Origin of the sequence: Mycolicibacterium iranicum (assembly GCF_002101705.1) — a bacterium.
GTDB classification, from domain to species: domain Bacteria; phylum Actinomycetota; class Actinomycetes; order Mycobacteriales; family Mycobacteriaceae; genus Mycobacterium; species Mycobacterium iranicum.
On the sequence record NZ_LQPC01000065.1, the window covers coordinates 128,623 to 146,175 of the forward strand.

At 67.6% G+C, this 17,553-nt stretch carries 4 protein-coding genes; 1 reads left to right on the plus strand and 3 read right to left on the minus strand.

All coding sequences use genetic code 11. From position 1 onward, the window contains the following. Positions 1 to 14 precede the first annotated feature (14 nt). The 3 genes from AWC12_RS27890 to AWC12_RS27900 form a co-directional block, all read right to left on the minus strand. Positions 15 to 1,775 carry an AMP-binding protein gene (locus AWC12_RS27890; protein WP_081660010.1) on the minus strand — a complete coding sequence of 587 codons (1,761 nt, stop codon included), beginning with the start codon at positions 1,773 to 1,775 and terminating at the stop codon, positions 15 to 17. Positions 1,776 to 1,863: 88 nt separating this feature from the next. After that, positions 1,864 to 4,872, minus strand: coding sequence for an MMPL/RND family transporter (locus AWC12_RS27895; protein ID WP_085178153.1), 3,009 nt, complete (start codon positions 4,870 to 4,872; stop codon positions 1,864 to 1,866). Between the two features lie 63 nt (positions 4,873 to 4,935). Then, the gene (locus AWC12_RS27900) at positions 4,936 to 6,357 is read right to left on the minus strand and encodes a condensation domain-containing protein (RefSeq protein WP_085178154.1); all 1,422 of its coding nucleotides are present in this window, start codon (positions 6,355 to 6,357) and stop codon (positions 4,936 to 4,938) included. Positions 6,358 to 6,571: 214 nt separating this feature from the next. Between AWC12_RS27900 and AWC12_RS27905 the strand changes: the two genes are divergently transcribed. After that, entirely contained in the window at positions 6,572 to 17,548 is a 10,977-nt protein-coding gene (locus AWC12_RS27905) for a type I polyketide synthase (RefSeq protein WP_085178155.1), read from the plus strand. Positions 17,549 to 17,553: the final 5 nt, after the last annotated feature.

Below are 17,553 nucleotides of genomic sequence, written 5' to 3' on the forward strand. Positions count from 1 at the left end.
TGACCCTACCTGTCTCAGGCGTCCAACCGGGTGAACTGATCCTGCCGGTACTGCTCGACGCACGCGGCGCGACGGATCTTGCCGCTCGTCGTCGTCGGGATGGATCCGGGCGGCACCAGCACCAGATCTCCGACGTTCAGCCCGTGGGCATTGGAAATCGCGGACGTGACGTCGCTCTTGACCTCGGTGAGCCAGTGCAGCGCATCTCCGTTCAGTTCGGGGCGCTTCTTCAGCTCGATGACGGTGACCAGGTTCTCGGTGCTGTTCACCGGGACCGAGATCGCCGCGACCCGCCCGCGGGTGATCTCCTGCACCGTCGCCTCGATGTCCTCGGGGTGGTGATTGCGGCCGCGGATGATCAGCAGGTCCTTGATGCGACCGACGACGAACAACCCGCCGTCGTGGATGAAGCCCAGGTCACCGGTCCGCAGCCAGGGACCGTCCGGCGTGCCTGGCGACGGCTCGGAGATTGTCGCGCCGAAGCACTGCTGCTCCTCTTCGGGTCTGGCCCAGTAGCCGGTCGAGACGTTGTCGCCGTGCACCCAGATCTCGCCGATCACGTCCGGCGCGCACTCGCGTTCGGTGTCGACGTCGACGATGCGCACCACGGGTGACTGCGGCAGACGGTAGCTCACCAGCGCGGTACCGGTTCCGGCCGCGCACGGCTGGGCGCGGCCCTCCGACAGCCCGTCGGAATCGAACCGCACGACGCGGCTGTCGGATGAAGTGGAATCGTGCCAGGTGCAGCTGGCCACGAACACTGTCGCCTCGGCGAGGCCGTACGACGGCCGCAGCATGTGGTCACGGAAGTTGAAGTGCGCGAAGCGGTCTGTGAAACGCTCCAAGGTGGCCGGCTCGACACGCTCGGCGCCGTTGATGATGCCCCGCACCCCGCCGAGATCGAGTCCTTCGAGGTCGCTGTCCTTGGTCTTGCGGGTGGCCAGGTCAAACGCGAAGTTGGGCGCACCCGAGAACGCGTTCGGGTTCTCGGCCAGCGCCCGCACCCACCGCGACGGCTTCTCCAGGAACGCCACCGGGCTCGTCAGCTCGGCGCGATAGCCCCCGAGGATCGGTGCGCAGACGCCCAGCACCAGACCCATGTCGTGGTAGAAGGGCAGCCACGACACGATGGTCAGATCGGCGGTCGAGGTGACGGGTGGGCCCGCGAACAGACTGCGCATCAACTGCTCGAAGTTCACCTGCAGATTCCGGTGGGTGATCTCGACGCCGGTGGGCAGCCTCGTCGAGCCCGAGCTGTACTGCAGGTAGGCGATGGGCGGAAGCTCGGCGAGCTCCAGGTTCGGGGCGCCTTCGCCATCGAGGTCCAGCGCGTCGATCTCGACGATCTTGGGCGCGGTGTCCATCGGTGACTGGTCGACCCAGTCGACGACGTCCGCCGCGACTGATGAGGTCGTCAGCACGACCGAGGGCTTCGTGTCGGCGAACACCGCGCTCACCCGGTCGTGGCTGGAGCCGCGGTGCGGCAATGGCAGCGGTACCGCGACGAGCCCCGCCTGCATCGATCCGAGGAACGCCAGGATGTACTCCAGGCCCTGAGGAGCCAGGATCACCGCCGTACTGCCCGCGGATCCATGGAGGCTGAGCTCGCGCGCCACGTTCATCGTCCGGCGTGACAGCTGCGCCCACGTCAGGCTTTCGCGCACGCCCGACGGATCGTCGAGGTAATCGGTGAAGGTGAACGCGACATCGCCGGGGCGCATGCTGGCACGACCATGCAACATCGACAGAATCGAAGACTGGGATGCAGGCGTCAAAGCAGGTCCGTAACAACTCGTGGAATCCGGCGGTGCAGGGTTGTTTCGGTAACTGTGCGCCCCGCCCCGGTTGGTAGTTTCACATAGATCACGTGCTGGCGCTAACCCCGAGTCGTTGCTCCTGCGGCGGGTTCACCTTCGACGGCCACCAGTTCGCTCGTCCGACCAGTGTGGCGATCGCGGGCACGGTGATGGTGCGAACCACAAAGGTGTCCAGCAGTATGCCGACACCGATCACGAAACCGCCCTGGATCACGATGCCGATGCTGGAGAACAGCAGGCCGCTCATCGACGCGGCGAAGATCAAGCCGGCGGCGGTGATCACGCCGCCCGTGGAGCTCAGCGTGCGGATGATGCCGTAGCGGATGCTGCGCGGGGACTCGTCGCGCATCCGCGACACGAACAGCATGTTGTAGTCGGCGCCGACCGCGACGAGCACCACGAAGGCCAGCGGCGCCACACTCCAGTGCAGTTCCTGTCCGAGAAGGAACTGGAACGTCAGCACCCCGATCCCGATGGCGGCGAAATATGACAGCACCACCGAGCCGACGAGGTACAGCGGGGCAATCACCGACCGGAGCAGCACCATCAGTGTCAGCAGTACGACGATCAGCGTCGCGGCGATGATGAAGCGGATGTCGCGCTCGTAGTAGTCGCGGGTGTCGCGCAGCGCCGCCGGGAAGCCGCCCATCGAGATCGTCGCGTCCGACAGAGCCGTATTCGGTTGCGCACCCCGCGCGACGTCACTTATCGTGTTGACCTGATCCATCGCCTCGGAGCTGAACGGGTTGAGTTTCGTCTGGACCAGGTAGCGCACCGAGTGGCCGTCGGGCGAGATATAGGCCGCAGCGGCCTTCTGGAATTCGACGGCATTGAGCACCTCGGCCGGAATGCTGAAGCCGGCCATATTCGAGCTCGACGCGTCGTTGCGCATGGTCAGCAGGAAGGCGGCGGCCTGGTCCAGCCCGTCGGCCATCACCTTGATCTGCGCAACCAGTTCGTCGACCCCGCCTGCCACCTGACGGCTCCCGTCGGCGAGTCGGTCGGCGCCGTCCTGCAGATCGTCGAGGCCCGACCGCGCGCCGGCCGGAGTGTCCAGCCCCATCGCCGAGATCGCTTTCGTCAGCTTGGCCATCGCGGCGTTGAGCTGGTTCACGGTGGAGGTGAGGCTCTGTCTGTCGTCGACTCCCTGCAGTTGCCCGGCCAGCGTGTTGATCTCGTCGACCCGTCCCTCGTCGCGCGCGGCGACGAGCTTCTCGAACTGCATCCGGGTGTCGACGCACGACGGGTTGGCATCGCACACGCGGTTGCCCTGCAGGGCGGTCAGGACCGGGCCGATCCAGGCGAACATGTCTTTGACCGCGCGGAAGTTCAGCCCCATGGACAAACCGAGTCTGTTGACGCTGTCGACGAGCTTGGCGGCGGTGGCGACGTCGCGCACCAGTTTGTCGCCGCCGTACTCGGTGCGGACCGACGAGAACGTGTCGATGAGGCCGGCCAAGGTCGGCGCGATCTCGTTGACCTGCGCGCGGACGTCGCCGAGGCTGTCTGCCAGGGTGTCGGCGCCCTCGGCGAGGGTGTTGAGGTCGCCGCGGCGTTCCCCGATCTGGGCGGAACCGGCGGCGAGCCGGTCGCCGACGATGCCCGCCTGGAACGTGGCGCGGAACTCCGGCGGCACCTCGCCGAGCGGGCGGGTGATGCCGCTGATCAGGGAGACGTCGGGCAGCTGTGCGATGCGCGACGCCATCTGCTCCAGATCCGCCAGCGCCTGCGGGGTGCGCAGATCGTGCGGCGACTGGATGAGGATGTACTGCGGAATCGACTGGCTGATCGGGAAGTGCTTCTCCATCGCCGCGTAACCCACCGAACTCGGCGCCGACGGGTCGACCACCTTGCGGTCGTCGTAGTTGAACCGCGCGAATATCGCGCAACCGGCCAACAGGACCAGCACGAGCACACTGGCGACCAGATGCGGCACGGGCCTGCGAACGATGCGGATGCCGGACCGCCGCCAGAACCGGGCGGTGAGTTCGCGTCGGGGTTTGATCCAGCCGCGAGGGCCCGCCAGCACCAGGATCGCGGGCAGCAGCGTCACCCCGGCCAGGTAGGCGACGCCGATGCCGATCGCCGCGGACACCCCGATGGTCCGGAAGACACCCATCTGGGCGAAGTTCATGACCAGGAACGTGATGCCGACGGTGAGCGCGGACGCAGTGATCACCTTGCCGATGGAGATCATCGCCGCTCTGACGGCACGGTCGGGATCGTCGCCCGCTCGCACATAGTCGTGGTAGCGGCTGATCAGGAAGACGGCGTAGTCAGTGCCGGCGCCGGCCATGATCGCGCTGAGGAAGACGACGGACTGATTGGAAACGCCCGCACCGGTGAGCTGTGAATAGGCCGCTACCAGGCCCTGGGCGATGAGCAGCGACGACCCGATGGTCACCAGCGGCAGCAGCATCGTCACGATGCTGCGGTACACGACGAACAGCACCAGCAGGACCATGACGGCGATCGCGGCCTCGATCGGAAGACGATCCTGTTCACCGGCGACGGTCAGGTCGGCCGCGGTCGCGGCCGGACCGGTGACGTACACGTCGAGGTTGCGGCCCGCCGAGTCGTCGGGCACCTGATGCTTGACGATGTCCGCGACACGGTTGAACGCCTCGAAGGCCCGGGGGGTGCCCAGCTCCCCCACCAGCCCGACCGGCAGCACCCAGGTGGTCTTGTCCTCGCTGGTCAGGAATTGCCGCAACTGCGGGGTGCTGACGAAGTCCTGCACCGACACGACGTCGGCGACGTCGTCACGCACGGCGTCCACCACCTCGCGGTAGGTGGCTTCGTCGGCGGGTTCGAGCCCCGCCTCGTTGATGAAGGCGACGACGAGGAGGTTGTCGGCGCCGGGTTCGTCGAACGCCTCGGCCATTTTCTTGGCCGTCACGGTCGACGGTGCGTCCCCGGGCAGGATGACCAGCGGATGCTTGGCGGCCATCTCACCAAGGGAGGGAACGGTCAGCGGCAGCGCGACCGCCATCGCGATCCACACGCCGATGACGGCCCAGGGCCATCTGACCACAAGATCGGCCAGCCGTCTCATCGCCTCACCCCCCGCCCGCACACTGCGCGCCGCAAGAAACCAACTCCTGCGAATTGCACCACGCTACGCGACGCGACCCCACGTCCCGCTGTCCGCGACGGATACGCACACGGACTTCATTGCCTGCATGTAGCGCTGCACCGACTTCTTCGCAATCGGATTGTCGGGGTGCATGATCGCCATCACCGTGCCCTCGCCGTACCGGAAAATGTAGATCGTGAGCTGGTAGGAAAAGCGACCATCCGGATAGATGCCGATATTGTTCGCCAGGCCCATTTCGCCCGCCGCAAGAATGGCATTCAGCGGGGCGGCGCCGCCGTGCAGGAAATTGGTGACCGGGAAGTTCGGCCGCGGCCAATTCAGCGACGGCTCCAATTCCAGCACCCGGTAATACGGCACCTTCGCCATGTTCAGACCGGAATCGAAAGCGGCCTGGGCCGCACCGGCGGCTTCGGCGAAGGTCACCGCTCCGATCGGAACGGTGATCGGGATCAGGCCGGTGAACCAGCCCTGCGTCATGAAGTTGTCGGACGCGGTGCGCGAATCCCTGGGCGTGAGGCCGTAGAACGTCAGTGCGCCGGTCAACTCGTGTTCGACCTGGGCAAGGCATGCGAAGAGCCCCCCGACGAAGCGCGCTCCCGCGCCCGAGGCAGCCGATTCGAAGCGCTCCGTCTGCGGAACGTCCAACAGGACTACGGAGGTCATTGTGCTGGTGGTGGACTCCGACGGGTTGCCCAACGGCAGCGGGAATTCCGGGAATCCGTTGTCGTTCTCCTCGGCGAAATCGATCCACGTCCTCACGCCGGGCGAATCCACGGTCAACTGGGAGGTGTACTCCCGCTCGCGGATGCAGAAATCGTCGAAGCTTCCGGCCTCGGGAAGTACCAGCGCTTCGCCGCCGCTGCTGAGCGCGGAATACATTCCGTTGGCTTCCATCATCGTGGTGCCGATCAGCGTCGCGTCGCCGTGTACGTGATCCATCGCGGCAAAAAAGGCGAAATAGCCGTCGTTCTGAATGATCCCGAATGTGAAGCAGCCCCATTCCAACGGATTCGGGATGTTCACCACGTGGGCGCGAATCTCGTCGACGGTCATGGTGCCGTGGTCGATCGGGACGAACGTGATGTCATCGGGGTCTTCCAGCGCGCGCCGGATGAACTGTCCATCGGCGGTCCGCTCGAACCAGCTACGGAAGGTGTCGTGCCGCCGCAGGTAGGCATTGACAGCGTGATCCATCGCGGCGACGTCGCACTCGCCCGCCACCTCACAGCTCGCGATGATCTGCCGGGAGAAGGTCCTACCTGACTCATTTCGTTCAAAATAGTTACGCAGGTGCTGGCCCTGCATATAGCTGATCGGCACCGTGCTGACCGGCGCCTGCCTGGCTTTCTCGATGGACGCGGCCGTCGGATGCCACGAGGTGACCGACCCCGAACTCAGCGACCATTCCTCAAGTGCGCCAACCGTTATCTTCCCGATGCGCAATACTGGGTCCCCCTGGTCCTTTTGCTTGGATCGGCTCCGGCCACCGCACTGTCGCTCGTCGCCGGATAAACATACCGAATACTGCGCCGAGGACGTCCGGCTAATCGGAGAGCCCTGGACTGCGGCACCACCCGGTCACGGGGCACAGTGACATAGGATCCGTCCACATTCGGTCGTGGGGGGTCACATTGATCGCCGGGGGGAGCACAGCCACATGACACCTGTCGAGGGGACCGACGAGTCGGCTCCACGCTTCGCGATCGTGGGATACGCGGGGCGTTTCCCGGGTGCCCGGAACACCGATGAGTTCTGGGACGTGCTGCGGGAGGGACGCGACGCGATCTCCGAGGTCCCCGCCGACCGCTGGGACGTCGAGGAGTTCTTCGACCCCCAGCCCGGGACACCCGGCAAGGTCGCCACCCGCCGCGCGGGCTTCGTCGAAGACGTGACCGGGTTCGACGCACCGTTCTTCGGCATGTCCACCCGCGAAGTTCGCCTGATGGACCCGCAGCACCGGATCCTGCTGGAGACGGCGTGGCGGGCGATCGAGCATTCGGGCACGGCCCCGACATCGCTGGCCGACAGCAATACCGGCGTCTTCATCGGTCTGGCCACCCACGACTACCTGGGAATGGCCTCCGATGAGCTGACCTACCCCGAGATCGAGGCCTACATGGCCATCGGAACATCGAGCGCCGCTGCCGCCGGCCGCATCAGCTACCGGTTGGGGCTGCAGGGTCCCGCGGTAGCCGTCGACACGGCGTGCAGCTCCTCACTGGTGGCGATACACCAGGCGTGCCAGGCCCTTCAGCTGGGTGAATGCGACCTGGCGCTGGCCGGCGGCGCGAACGTCATCCTGACCCCGGCGACCATGATCACCTTCTCCAACGCGCAGATGCTCTCGCCGGACGGCCGCTGCAAGACGTTCGACGCGGCCGCCGACGGCTACGTGCGTGGCGAGGGCTGCGGCGTCATCGTCGTCAAGCGGTTGGAGGACGCGCTGCGCGACGGCGACCGCATCCGGGCCGTGATCCGCGGCAGCGCGATCAACCAGGACGGCGCGTCGGGCGGCCTGACGGTGCCCAACGGTGTCGCTCAGCAGCGGGTCATCTCCGACGCGCTGAAGCGGGCCGGCCTCCAACCCCGCGACGTCAGCTACCTGGAGGCGCACGGCACCGGAACCTCGCTCGGCGATCCGATCGAGGCGCAGGCGGCAGGCGAGGTCCTGGGCGCCGGACGCGATCCCGGTCAGCCGCTGCTGATCGGCTCGGCCAAGACCAACATCGGCCACCTGGAGGCGGCTGCGGGAATCGCCGGCGTGATCAAGGTGATCCTGTCGCTCGAGCACGAGACGCTGCCCAAGCATCTGCACTTCGAGAATCCGTCGCCGCACATTCCCTGGGATCGGCTGGCCGTCGAGGTCGTCACCGAAACCACCCCGTGGGAGCGCAACGCCCGGCCGCGCGTCGCCGGGGTCAGCTCGTTCGGCTTCGCCGGGACCAATGCGCACGTCATCCTCGAGGAGGCGCCCGAGACGGCCCCCGCCGAGCAGGCTGAGCCGCAGGGCTTCAGCGTCGTGCCGCTATCGGCGCGCACCCCCGCCGCTCTGGCGCAGATCGCCGACGGGTACCGCAGCTGGCTCGACACCCACCCCGAAGCGACGCTGGCCGATCTGGCCTACACCGCGGGAGCGGGCCGGGCACATCTGGAGCACCGCGCCGCGCTGGTGGTCGACTCGCGAGACTCCGCCGTCGAGCTTCTGGGCGCGCTCGCCGACGACCGCCCGGCGCCCGGTCTGGTCCGCGGCGAATCCCACGACGTACCAAAGACAGCGTGGCTGTTCACCGGTCAGGGCAGCCAGTACCCGGGCATGGCGCGCGAGCTGTTCGACACTGAGCCGGTGTTCGCCGCAACCCTGCGCCGGTGCGCGGACGCAGTCGCCGGAGTACTCGAAAAGCCTTTGCTGGAAGTCATTTTCGACGAGGCTTGGGCAGAGACGTTGCGCCACACCGCCTACGCCCAGCCCGCATTGTTCGCAGTCGAGATGGGTCTGGCGCATCTGTGGCAGTCATGGGGCTTCGAGCCAGACGTGGTGCTGGGCCACAGCGTCGGCCAGTACTCGGCGGCCTGCGTCGCAGGGGTTTTCAGCCTCGAAGACGGCATGCTGCTGATGGCCGAGCGCGGACGCCTCTTCGGCAGCCTGCCCCCGGGTGGCCGAATGGTCGCAGTGTTCGCCCCCGCCGAGCGTGTGGAACGTCTCACCGACGAGTACCCGACCTTGTCGGTCGCCGCCTACAACGGCGCCAGCACCGTATTGTCAGGGCCCGCAGGGGATCTCGAGCAGGCCGTCGGCGTGCTGTCATCGGACGGCGCCCGGTGCGACTGGCTGGAGACCAGCCACGCATTCCATTCAGCGCTGCTCGATCCGATCCTCGACCAATTCGAGGCCTACGCTGCCAACTTCAATTTCTCTGCGCCGCAGAAGATCCTGATCGACAACCGCACCGGCGAGGCACTCGGCAGGAGCGTCAGGCTCGACGGGCCCTACTGGCGCAGGCATGCGCGCCAGCCCGTGCAGTTCGCCAAGAGCGTGGACACCCTCGCCGGCATGAACTGCAAGGTCCTGGTCGAGATCGGCCCGCAGCCGGTGCTGACCGCAGCGGCTCTACGGGCGTGGCCCGATGTCGCGACCACACCGCGCGCGATCGCGTCGCTTCGTCGAAACACCGCAGACCACCGGCAGATCATCGAGGCCGTCGCCGACGCCTACATTCTGGGCCACGAGCCGGATTTCGCCGCCTTCCGCCGTGCCAACGCCCGCAAGCTCGACCTGCCCACCTACCCGTTCGAGCATCGCCAGTACTGGTTCAACGACAGTCAGAACAAGCAGGCGCAACCGCAGGCGCGAGGCCCGCAGACCGAGACGGTCCGCCTTCTTGAGGACGGACGCATCGAGGAGCTCGCCGCCCTCCTCGGCGGCACCGAGGGCGACAAGCAGACCCTCGATGTGCTGAGCAGGCTTGCCGCACAACATAATCAGCAGCGATCGTCGCAGTCGGTCGCCGATGACCGCTACGAGTTCGGTTGGCAGAAGTCGGCAACGCCCGCGACGGCCGCGGAGACCAGCTCGTGGATTCTGGTCGGCGATGACACTGACTCGCTGCAGCCCCTGACCGATGTGCTGACCGCGCGTGGACTGCGGTACCGGATCCTGGGACAGCCGGTCTCCGACACCGACGAAGAGAAGTTCGCCGACACGTTGCGTGCAGCAGCTGGTGAGGATTCGTCGCTGCGCATCGTCGACGTCGCGGCCCTCGACGGCCGGACCGCCCCGTCCATGCAGGCGCTGCTGCGGATGCAGCATCGCGTCCTGGGGGGAGCCCGGCGCCTGCTGCGTGCCGCGCTCGCGGCCGAACTGCGAAGCCCGGTGTGGGTGGTCACGAGGGGCGCCCAACGAGTCACCGACACCGATTCGGTGTCGCCGGATCAGAGCTGCCTGTGGGGGTTCGGGCGCGCAGCAGCACTGGAATTTCCACAACTGTGGGGCGGGCTGGCGGACCTTTCCGCGGGCACCGCGGACGAATGGTCCCGGCTCGTCGACCGGATCGCCGCACCGCTCGACTCCTCGACCCGGGAAGACCAGCTAGCGCTGCGCGATCAGACCGTCTACGTTCCCCGCCTGGTCCGCCGGCCGGCACAGTCTGCCGCCACTCCGCTGCACTTGCGCGGTGACGCAAGCTATCTCGTGACCGGGGGGTTGGGATCGATCGGGCTGGAGATCGCCGGGCACCTGGCCGCCAACGGCGCCAGGCACCTGGTGCTGACCAGCCGTCGCACCCCCGGCGAGGCAGCCCAGCAGCGCATCGACATGCTGGCCGCACAGCACGGCTGCCAGATCAGGGTCGTCACTGCCGACGTCGCCGACGCGCACCAGGTCGCACGACTGCTGACCACCATCGCCGCCGAACTGCCGCCGCTGGCGGGCATCGTCCACGCCGCGGGCGAGATCGGCACCACAGCGCTCAGCAGTCTCGATGACGCGGAGGTGGATCGCGTCTTCGCCGGAAAGGTTTGGGGTGCATGGCATCTCAGTGAGGCGCTGGCGACGTCGAACGCTGACGTCAAACTCGACTTCTTCCTCAGCACCTCGTCGATCGCCTCGGTGTGGGGCGGATACGGGCAGACCGCCTACGGCGCCGCCAACGCATTCCTCGACGCTTTGGCCTGGCGCCAGCGCGAACAGGGCATCGCCGGGATCAGCGTGAACTTCGGTCCCTGGTCGACGGGCATGGCGGACGCGGAATCGCGTGCGCGTCTCGAGCAGCGCGGTATCAAGACACTCTCGCCCACCGATGCGCTGGCCGGCATGGCCGATGTGGCGGCATCGGCCGGGGCGCAAGGTGTCGTCGCCAAAGTCGACTGGTCGCGCTTCCTGCCCCTGTACCAGCAGGCGGGGCGCCGGTCCTTCCTCGCCGAACTCGAGCGCGAGGTACCCGGACAGCTGACGACGGAGGCGCCCGCGACGCGTTCGGGCAAGACCGCGCTGGTGGAGCGCCTCACCAATGCGCCTGTGCAGCAACGCCGAAAGCTGCTGATCGACTACCTGCGCAATGTGGTGGCCGAGGTGACCCGTGTCGACGCCGTCGAGATCCGTGAGGACGCCGGGTTCTTCGATCTCGGCATGGATTCGCTGATGGCCGTGGAGTTGCGGCGTCACCTCGAGCAGGGCGTGGGCGCCGAGATTCCGGTGACGCTGGCGATGGATCATCCCCGGCTCTCGGATGTCGCCGACTATCTGCTGGGCGAGGTGCTCGGACTCAGCGAGGCCGCCGCTGCGCCCCGACTCACGTCGGCGGTGACGACGCACACCGACGAACCGATCGCCATCGTCGCGGTGTCCTGCCGCTTCCCCGGCGCCCCCGATCCGGAGGCGTTCTGGGACGTGCTGGCCGGCGGTGTCGACGCCATCCGGGAGGTTCCGGAGGACCGGTTCGACATCGACGAGTTCTACGATCCCGACCCGGATTCTCCGGGCAAGACGTACACCAGGTTCGGCGGATTCCTGGACGGCATCGACGGTTTCGATCCCGAGTTCTTCGGCATCTCCCCGCGCGAAGCGGTCTGGATCGAGCCGCAGCAGCGGTTGATGCTGGAGACGGTGTGGGAGGGCCTGGAAAGGGCCGGATACTCGCCGGCGGCGTTGCGCGGCAGCCGCACCGGTGTATTCGTCGGTGTCGCCGCCAACGAATACGCCCACCTGCTCTCGTCCGAGCCTATCGACAAGATCGAGCCGCACTTCATCACCGGTAATGCGCTCAACGCCATCTCGGGACGGGTCGCGTTCGCGCTCGGCTTCGAAGGTCCGGCCGTGGCCATCGACACCGCGTGCAGTTCGGCACTGGTCGCCGTGCATCAAGCCTGCCTGGCGCTGCGGGCCGACGACTGCGACATGGCACTGGCCGGCGGCGTGAACGTCCTGCTGAGCCCGGTCACCGTGGTCGCGGCCTCGCGCGCCCGCATGCTTTCTCCCGTCGGGCGATGCAAGACCTTCGACGCCACGGCCGACGGCTACGTACGCAGTGAGGGCTGCGGCGTTCTGGTCCTCAAGCGATTGAGCGACGCCCAGCGCGACGGGGACCAGATCCGCGCGGTTATCGCCGGCAGCGCGGTCAACCAGGACGGCGCGTCCAGCGGTTTGACGGTGCCGAATGGCGGTGCGCAGCAACGTCTCATCACGTCGGTGCTGGCCCGCGCCGGGCTGTCGGGCGGCGACGTCGACTACCTGGAGGCGCACGGAACGGGCACACCGCTGGGTGATCCGATCGAGGTGCAGGCGGCGGCCGCCGCCTATGGCGGGTCCCGAGTTCCCGACCGGCCCCTGCTGATGGGATCGGTGAAGACCAACATCGGCCACACCGAGTCCGCTTCCGGCGCTGCGGGTCTGATCAAGGTCGTGCTCTCGTTGCAGCACGGCGTGCTGCCCAAGAGCCTGCACTTCGACACCCCGTCGCCGCACATCCCGTGGGATTCGCTACCGGTGCGGGTGGTCGACGAGGCGGTCGCCTGGGATGCAAACGGCAGGCCCAGGCGTGCCGGGGTGAGCTCTTTCGGGTTCACCGGCACCAACGCCCATGTGTTGATCGAGGAAGCGCCCGCGGTTCCGTCTGCGGCCGACGAGACCGCTGTCGAGATCATCGATGACGCTGTTTCGGAATCAGATTCGGAACCCGCGGAGGAGCAGGTGAGCGTGCTGCCGTTGTCCGCGCGGTCACCCGAGGCGCTCGCTGCGCTGGCCCGTAGGTACGAGTCATGGCTCGCCGCGAATCCCGACGTCGACCTCGCCAGCCTGTGCCTGACCGCCGGCACCGGCCGATCGCACTTCGACCATCGAGCCGCGCTGGTGGTCGATTCGGTGCAGACGGCGCGCGACGGCCTCGCCGAACTGGCCGAGAACCGGCTGCGGCCCGGTGTCGTGCGCGGTGAGACCGCCCACCACCCGACCACGGCGTGGCTGTTCACGGGGCAGGGCAGCCAGTATCCAGGGATGGCGCGCGAGTTGTTCGAGACGGAGCCAGTTTTCGCCGATACTGTGACCCGTTGCGCGGACGCCGTCGCCGACATCGTCACCCGCCCGCTGCTGGAGGTGATGTTCGCCACCGATCGGGCAACCTCAGAGTTGTTGCGGCACACGTCCTTTGCGCAGCCGGCGTTGTTTGCGGTGGAGATGGGCCTGGCCCGGCTGTGGCAGTCGTGGGGCATCGAGCCCGATGTGGTGCTCGGGCACAGCGTGGGCCAGTATGCGGCGGCATGTGTGGCCGGGGTGTTCAGCGTCGAAGACGGTGCCCGGCTGATGGCCGAGCGAGGACGGCTGTTCGGCAGCCTTCCCGAGGGTGGGCGCATGGTCGCGGTGTTCTCCGACGCCAAGCACGTCGAGAACCTCGCGGGCGAGTTCCCGCGGGTGTCGGTTGCCGCATATAACGGGCCCAACACCGTGCTGTCGGGTCCGGGCGAGGATCTGGAGCAGATCGTCGAACGGTTCGGCGGCGAAGGCATCCGCTGCACCTGGCTGCAGACCAGCCACGCGTTCCACTCGGAGTTGCTCGACCCGGTGCTCGACGACTTCGAGTCATACGCGGCGCAACTAGAATTCGCGGTCCCGACGATGCCACTGGTCTGTAACCGCACCGGGGCCGTGCTGACCGCACAGTCGCCGCTTGACGCGCAGTACTGGCGGCGGCATTCTCGTCAGCCCGTGCAATTCGCGGAGAGTGTGCGCACCGTCGCGGCATTGGGCTGCTCGGTGTTGATGGAGATCGGCCCGCAGCCGGTGTTGACGGGTGCCGCGGCGCAGGTTTGGCCGGAGCATCTGCCCCCGCCTCGGGCGATCGCGTCCCTGCGCAAGAGCGTCAGCGACCGGCGACAGATCGCCGACGCGTTGGCGGCGGCCTACGTCGGCGGGCACCGGCCCGATTTCGCTGCGCTGCACCGGCAGCCCGGTCTTCGGTTGGAATTGCCGACCTATCCGTTCCAGCGGCGTCGCTTCTGGCCGAAGACCTCGGGAATCGCTCTCGACGGGCCGGTCGGCTCCGGAATCCTGGGAAGCGCCAAGGATCTCGCGTCCGGCGATTCGGTCTACACCAGCAGGCTGTCGGTCAAGTCGCAGCCGTGGCTTTCCGATCACGTCATCTACGGCACCGTCGTGGTGCCCGGGGCGACGTACGCCGCGATGGCGCTGACCGCGGTCGGCACCCCGGCGCATGCGAAGGAGGTGTTCTTCTACGAGCCGATCATCCTGCCCGAGAAGAGTTCCCGCGAGGTTCAGCTGACCCTGCATCCGCTGGAGAGCACCCAGTGGAAGTTCCAGGTGCACAGTCGCCCGTACGGCGAGAGTGGTGCCGAGTGGGCGCTCAATGCCGAGGGCACGGTGGTAGCCGGCGCCGAGGATCATCCTGAGCCGGAAGACTCCGAGCCGGTCGACGATGTCCTCGAACGGCTGAACCGCATGCGTCCACAGGAGTTGTTCGAGACGTTCGCCGATCTGGAGTTGGCGTGGGGGCCGACCTGGTCGGGATCGCTGAAGTCGTTGTGGCTTGGCGACGGTGAAGCGGTCGGCGACATCCTGGTCGGCCCCGAGCTCGCCGAGCAGCTGGGCACCGAGCCGATGCACCCGGTGCTGATGGACCTGTGTACCGGTGTGGCGTTCCCGGCGTTCCCGGCGCTGCTGGCCGCCGAGCAGGGTGTCAACGATCTGTTCTTGCCGTTGCGGTACGGGCAGGTGTCGCTGCGGGAGAAGATGCCGCGCCGCTTCTATTGCCGCGCCAAGTGGCATGAGAGCGCCCTCGACAGCGAGACCCAGGTGTTCGACCTGGACTTCCTGGATCGAGATGGGCAGCGACTGGGCGGGATTCGAGAGTTCACCGTCAAACGCGCACCCCGTGAGGCCCTGTTGCGCGGACTGGGCGGCGACGCCACCCGGCTGCTGTACACGCTGGGATGGCACGAGGTCCCACCCACGCCCGCCGACGGCGCCACCGTGCACGGCACCTGGCTCGTCGCCGGGTTCGACGAGCTCGCGAGCCTGGTGCCCGGCTGCATTCCGGTCGACCGCACCACGAATCCGGAGCTGCTCGGAAAGCTGCTCGCAGACGCCAAGGAACGCGGTGTGCCGTTCTCCGGAGTGGTCTGGCATCCCAGCCCACCGGCGACAGACGAGTTCACGACAGACGTCGCCGCACGGATCGAAGGCGAGATCGCCCACCTGCTCAGCGCCGTGCACACCGTGCAGGGCGGCAGTGTCACGTTGCCCGGCGGGCTGTGGATCGTCACCGAGCGGGCTGTGGCGACCGAGTCCGGCGAGCCCGTCGACCCGGTGCAGGCTGCGCTGTGGGGTTTCGGGCGGACCACGATCAACGAGGAGCCGGCGCTGCGCACCAAGCTCGTCGACTGCGACGGGACCCCCGAGGCCGTACAGGTACTCGCCAACCTGCTGGCAAGCCCGATCGAGGAGCCCGAACTGGCTGTGCGGCAGGGGAAGTTGCTGGCATCGCGGTTGCTGCCGTGGGCCCGCAGTGGTCACCTGAGCGTTCCGCGTGGCGGCGACTACGTCCTGGCGCCCACCGAGCGCGGTGCGATCGACAACCTGCGGCTGACCGAGACCGACGTCGCGCCCCCGGATGCGGGCTACGTGCAGGTGCGGGTGGAGGCCGCGGGCTTGAACTTCCGCGACGTGCTCAACGTGCTGGGTCTCTATCCCGGCGACCCCGGACCGATCGGCGGTGACTTCGCCGGTGTCGTCACGCACGTGGGCGAGGGAGCCACGGGTGTGGAAGTGGGCCAGCGGGTCTACGGGTCGATGCAGGGAGCGTTCGCCAGCCGGTTCAACGTGCCCGCCCAGTTCCTGGCGCCAATCCCCGACGGGGTCAGCGCTGTGGAGGCCGCGACCATTCCGGCCGCGGCCCTGACGGTTCGGCTGGCGTTCGACTGGGCGCAGCTCAAGCCTGGTGACAAGGTCCTCATCCACGCGGCCAGTGGCGGGGTGGGTCTGGCCGCGGTCCAGATGGCTCAGCGGTGCGGGGCCGAGGTGTTCGCCACCGCCAGCACCTTCAAGCGTGCGACGTTGCGCAAGCTCGGCGTCAAGCACGTCTACGATTCGCGCACCACCGATTTCGCCGACCAGATCCTGGCCGACACCGACGGTGCCGGTGTTGACGTGGTGCTCAACAGCCTGACCAGCGAGGGGTTCATCGAGGCGACCCTGCGGGCCACCGCCGAGCACGGCCGCTTCGCCGAGATCGCCAAGCGTGACATCTGGACTGCCGAGCAGATGGCGCAGGCCCGCCCCGACATCGCCTACGAGATCGTGGCGCTGGACACGGTGATGTTCACCGAGCCCGATCGCATCCGCGACCTTCTCACCGAGGTGTCCGAGGGCCTGGCCGGCGGGCAGTGGACACCGCTGCCCGCAGAGGTCTACCCGCTGACCGAGGCGCGCGCCGCCTTCCGCCGCATGCAGCAGGCCCGCCACATCGGCAAGATCGTCGTGCAGATCCCGAACCCGCTGCAGCCCAAGCCTGACCGCAGCTACCTGATCACCGGCGGGCTCGGGGCGATCGGACTGCACACGGCGTCCTATCTGGCCCAGCTCGGTGCCGGTGACATCGTGCTGACCAGCAGGCGCGCGCCGCAGGCCGGCGCACAGCAGGTCATCGACGACATCGTCGAGCGCTTCAAATGCCGCATCCACGTCTTCACCGCCGATGTCGGTGAGGAGTCCGAAGTCGCGGCGCTGCTGGACCGGATCCGCACGGAACTGCCGCCACTGGCGGGCGTGGCCCACCTGGCCGGCGTCCTCGACGACGCCCTGCTCTCCCAGCAGAGTATGGAACGCTTCCGAACGACCCTGGCGCCCAAGGCGTTCGGTGCGTGCCACCTCGACCGGATGACAAGGGGCGACGAGCTGGACTTCTTCCTGGTGTCCTCTTCGGTGTCGAGTCTGTTCGGCTCGCCAGGTCAGGCGAACTATGCGACTGCCAACGCGCTGCTCGACGGTCTTGTCGCGCGTCGCAGAGCCCACGGATTACCTGCTACGGGCATCAACTTCGGCCCGTGGGCGCAGGGCGGCATGGCCTCGTCGGAGGCAGCGACCGCCAACATCAGCGCCCAGGGTCTCATTCCGTTGGAACCCTCGGCAGCGCTGGGTGCACTCGCCGAGGTCGTCGCCAACGGCACCGGCCAGGCCACCGTGATCAAGGCCAACTGGGCGCGCGCGGCGAAGGTGCTCGGTGCCTCGCGTCCGCCGATCCTGGACCTCGTGCTGCCGAGTGCGGCAGGTGAGGTGACCGGCGACAGCGAACTGCTGAAGCAGCTGATGGAGATCCCAGTGCCCCAACGCGCCGGCTTTGTGACCGAGTTCCTCCAGCGCGAAGTGCAGAACTTCCTGCGGCTCGCACAGCCGCCCGCGGCAACCAGTCGTTTCCTGGACCTGGGGACCGATTCATTGATGGCGATCGAACTGCGCAACCGGTTGCACAGCCAGTTCGGCGGCAAGTTCACCATCAACGCCACCGCGGTATTCGACTACCCGACCATCGGCGGGCTGGCCGAATACCTGGTCGGGCAGCTGCCTGACGCGGAGAACACGTCACCGAATGGCCACGAACAGCCCGCCGGAGACTCGGATCAGTCGGGGTAACCTGC

Bases quoted from the DNA above. Each gene is read 5' to 3' on its own strand.
- AWC12_RS27895 (WP_085178153.1), bottom strand. From the start codon at position 4,872: ATGAGACGGCTGGCCGATCTTGTGGTCAGATGGCCCTGGGCCGTCATC.
- AWC12_RS27905 (WP_085178155.1), top strand. From the start codon at position 6,572: ATGACACCTGTCGAGGGGACCGACGAGTCGGCTCCACGCTTCGCGATC.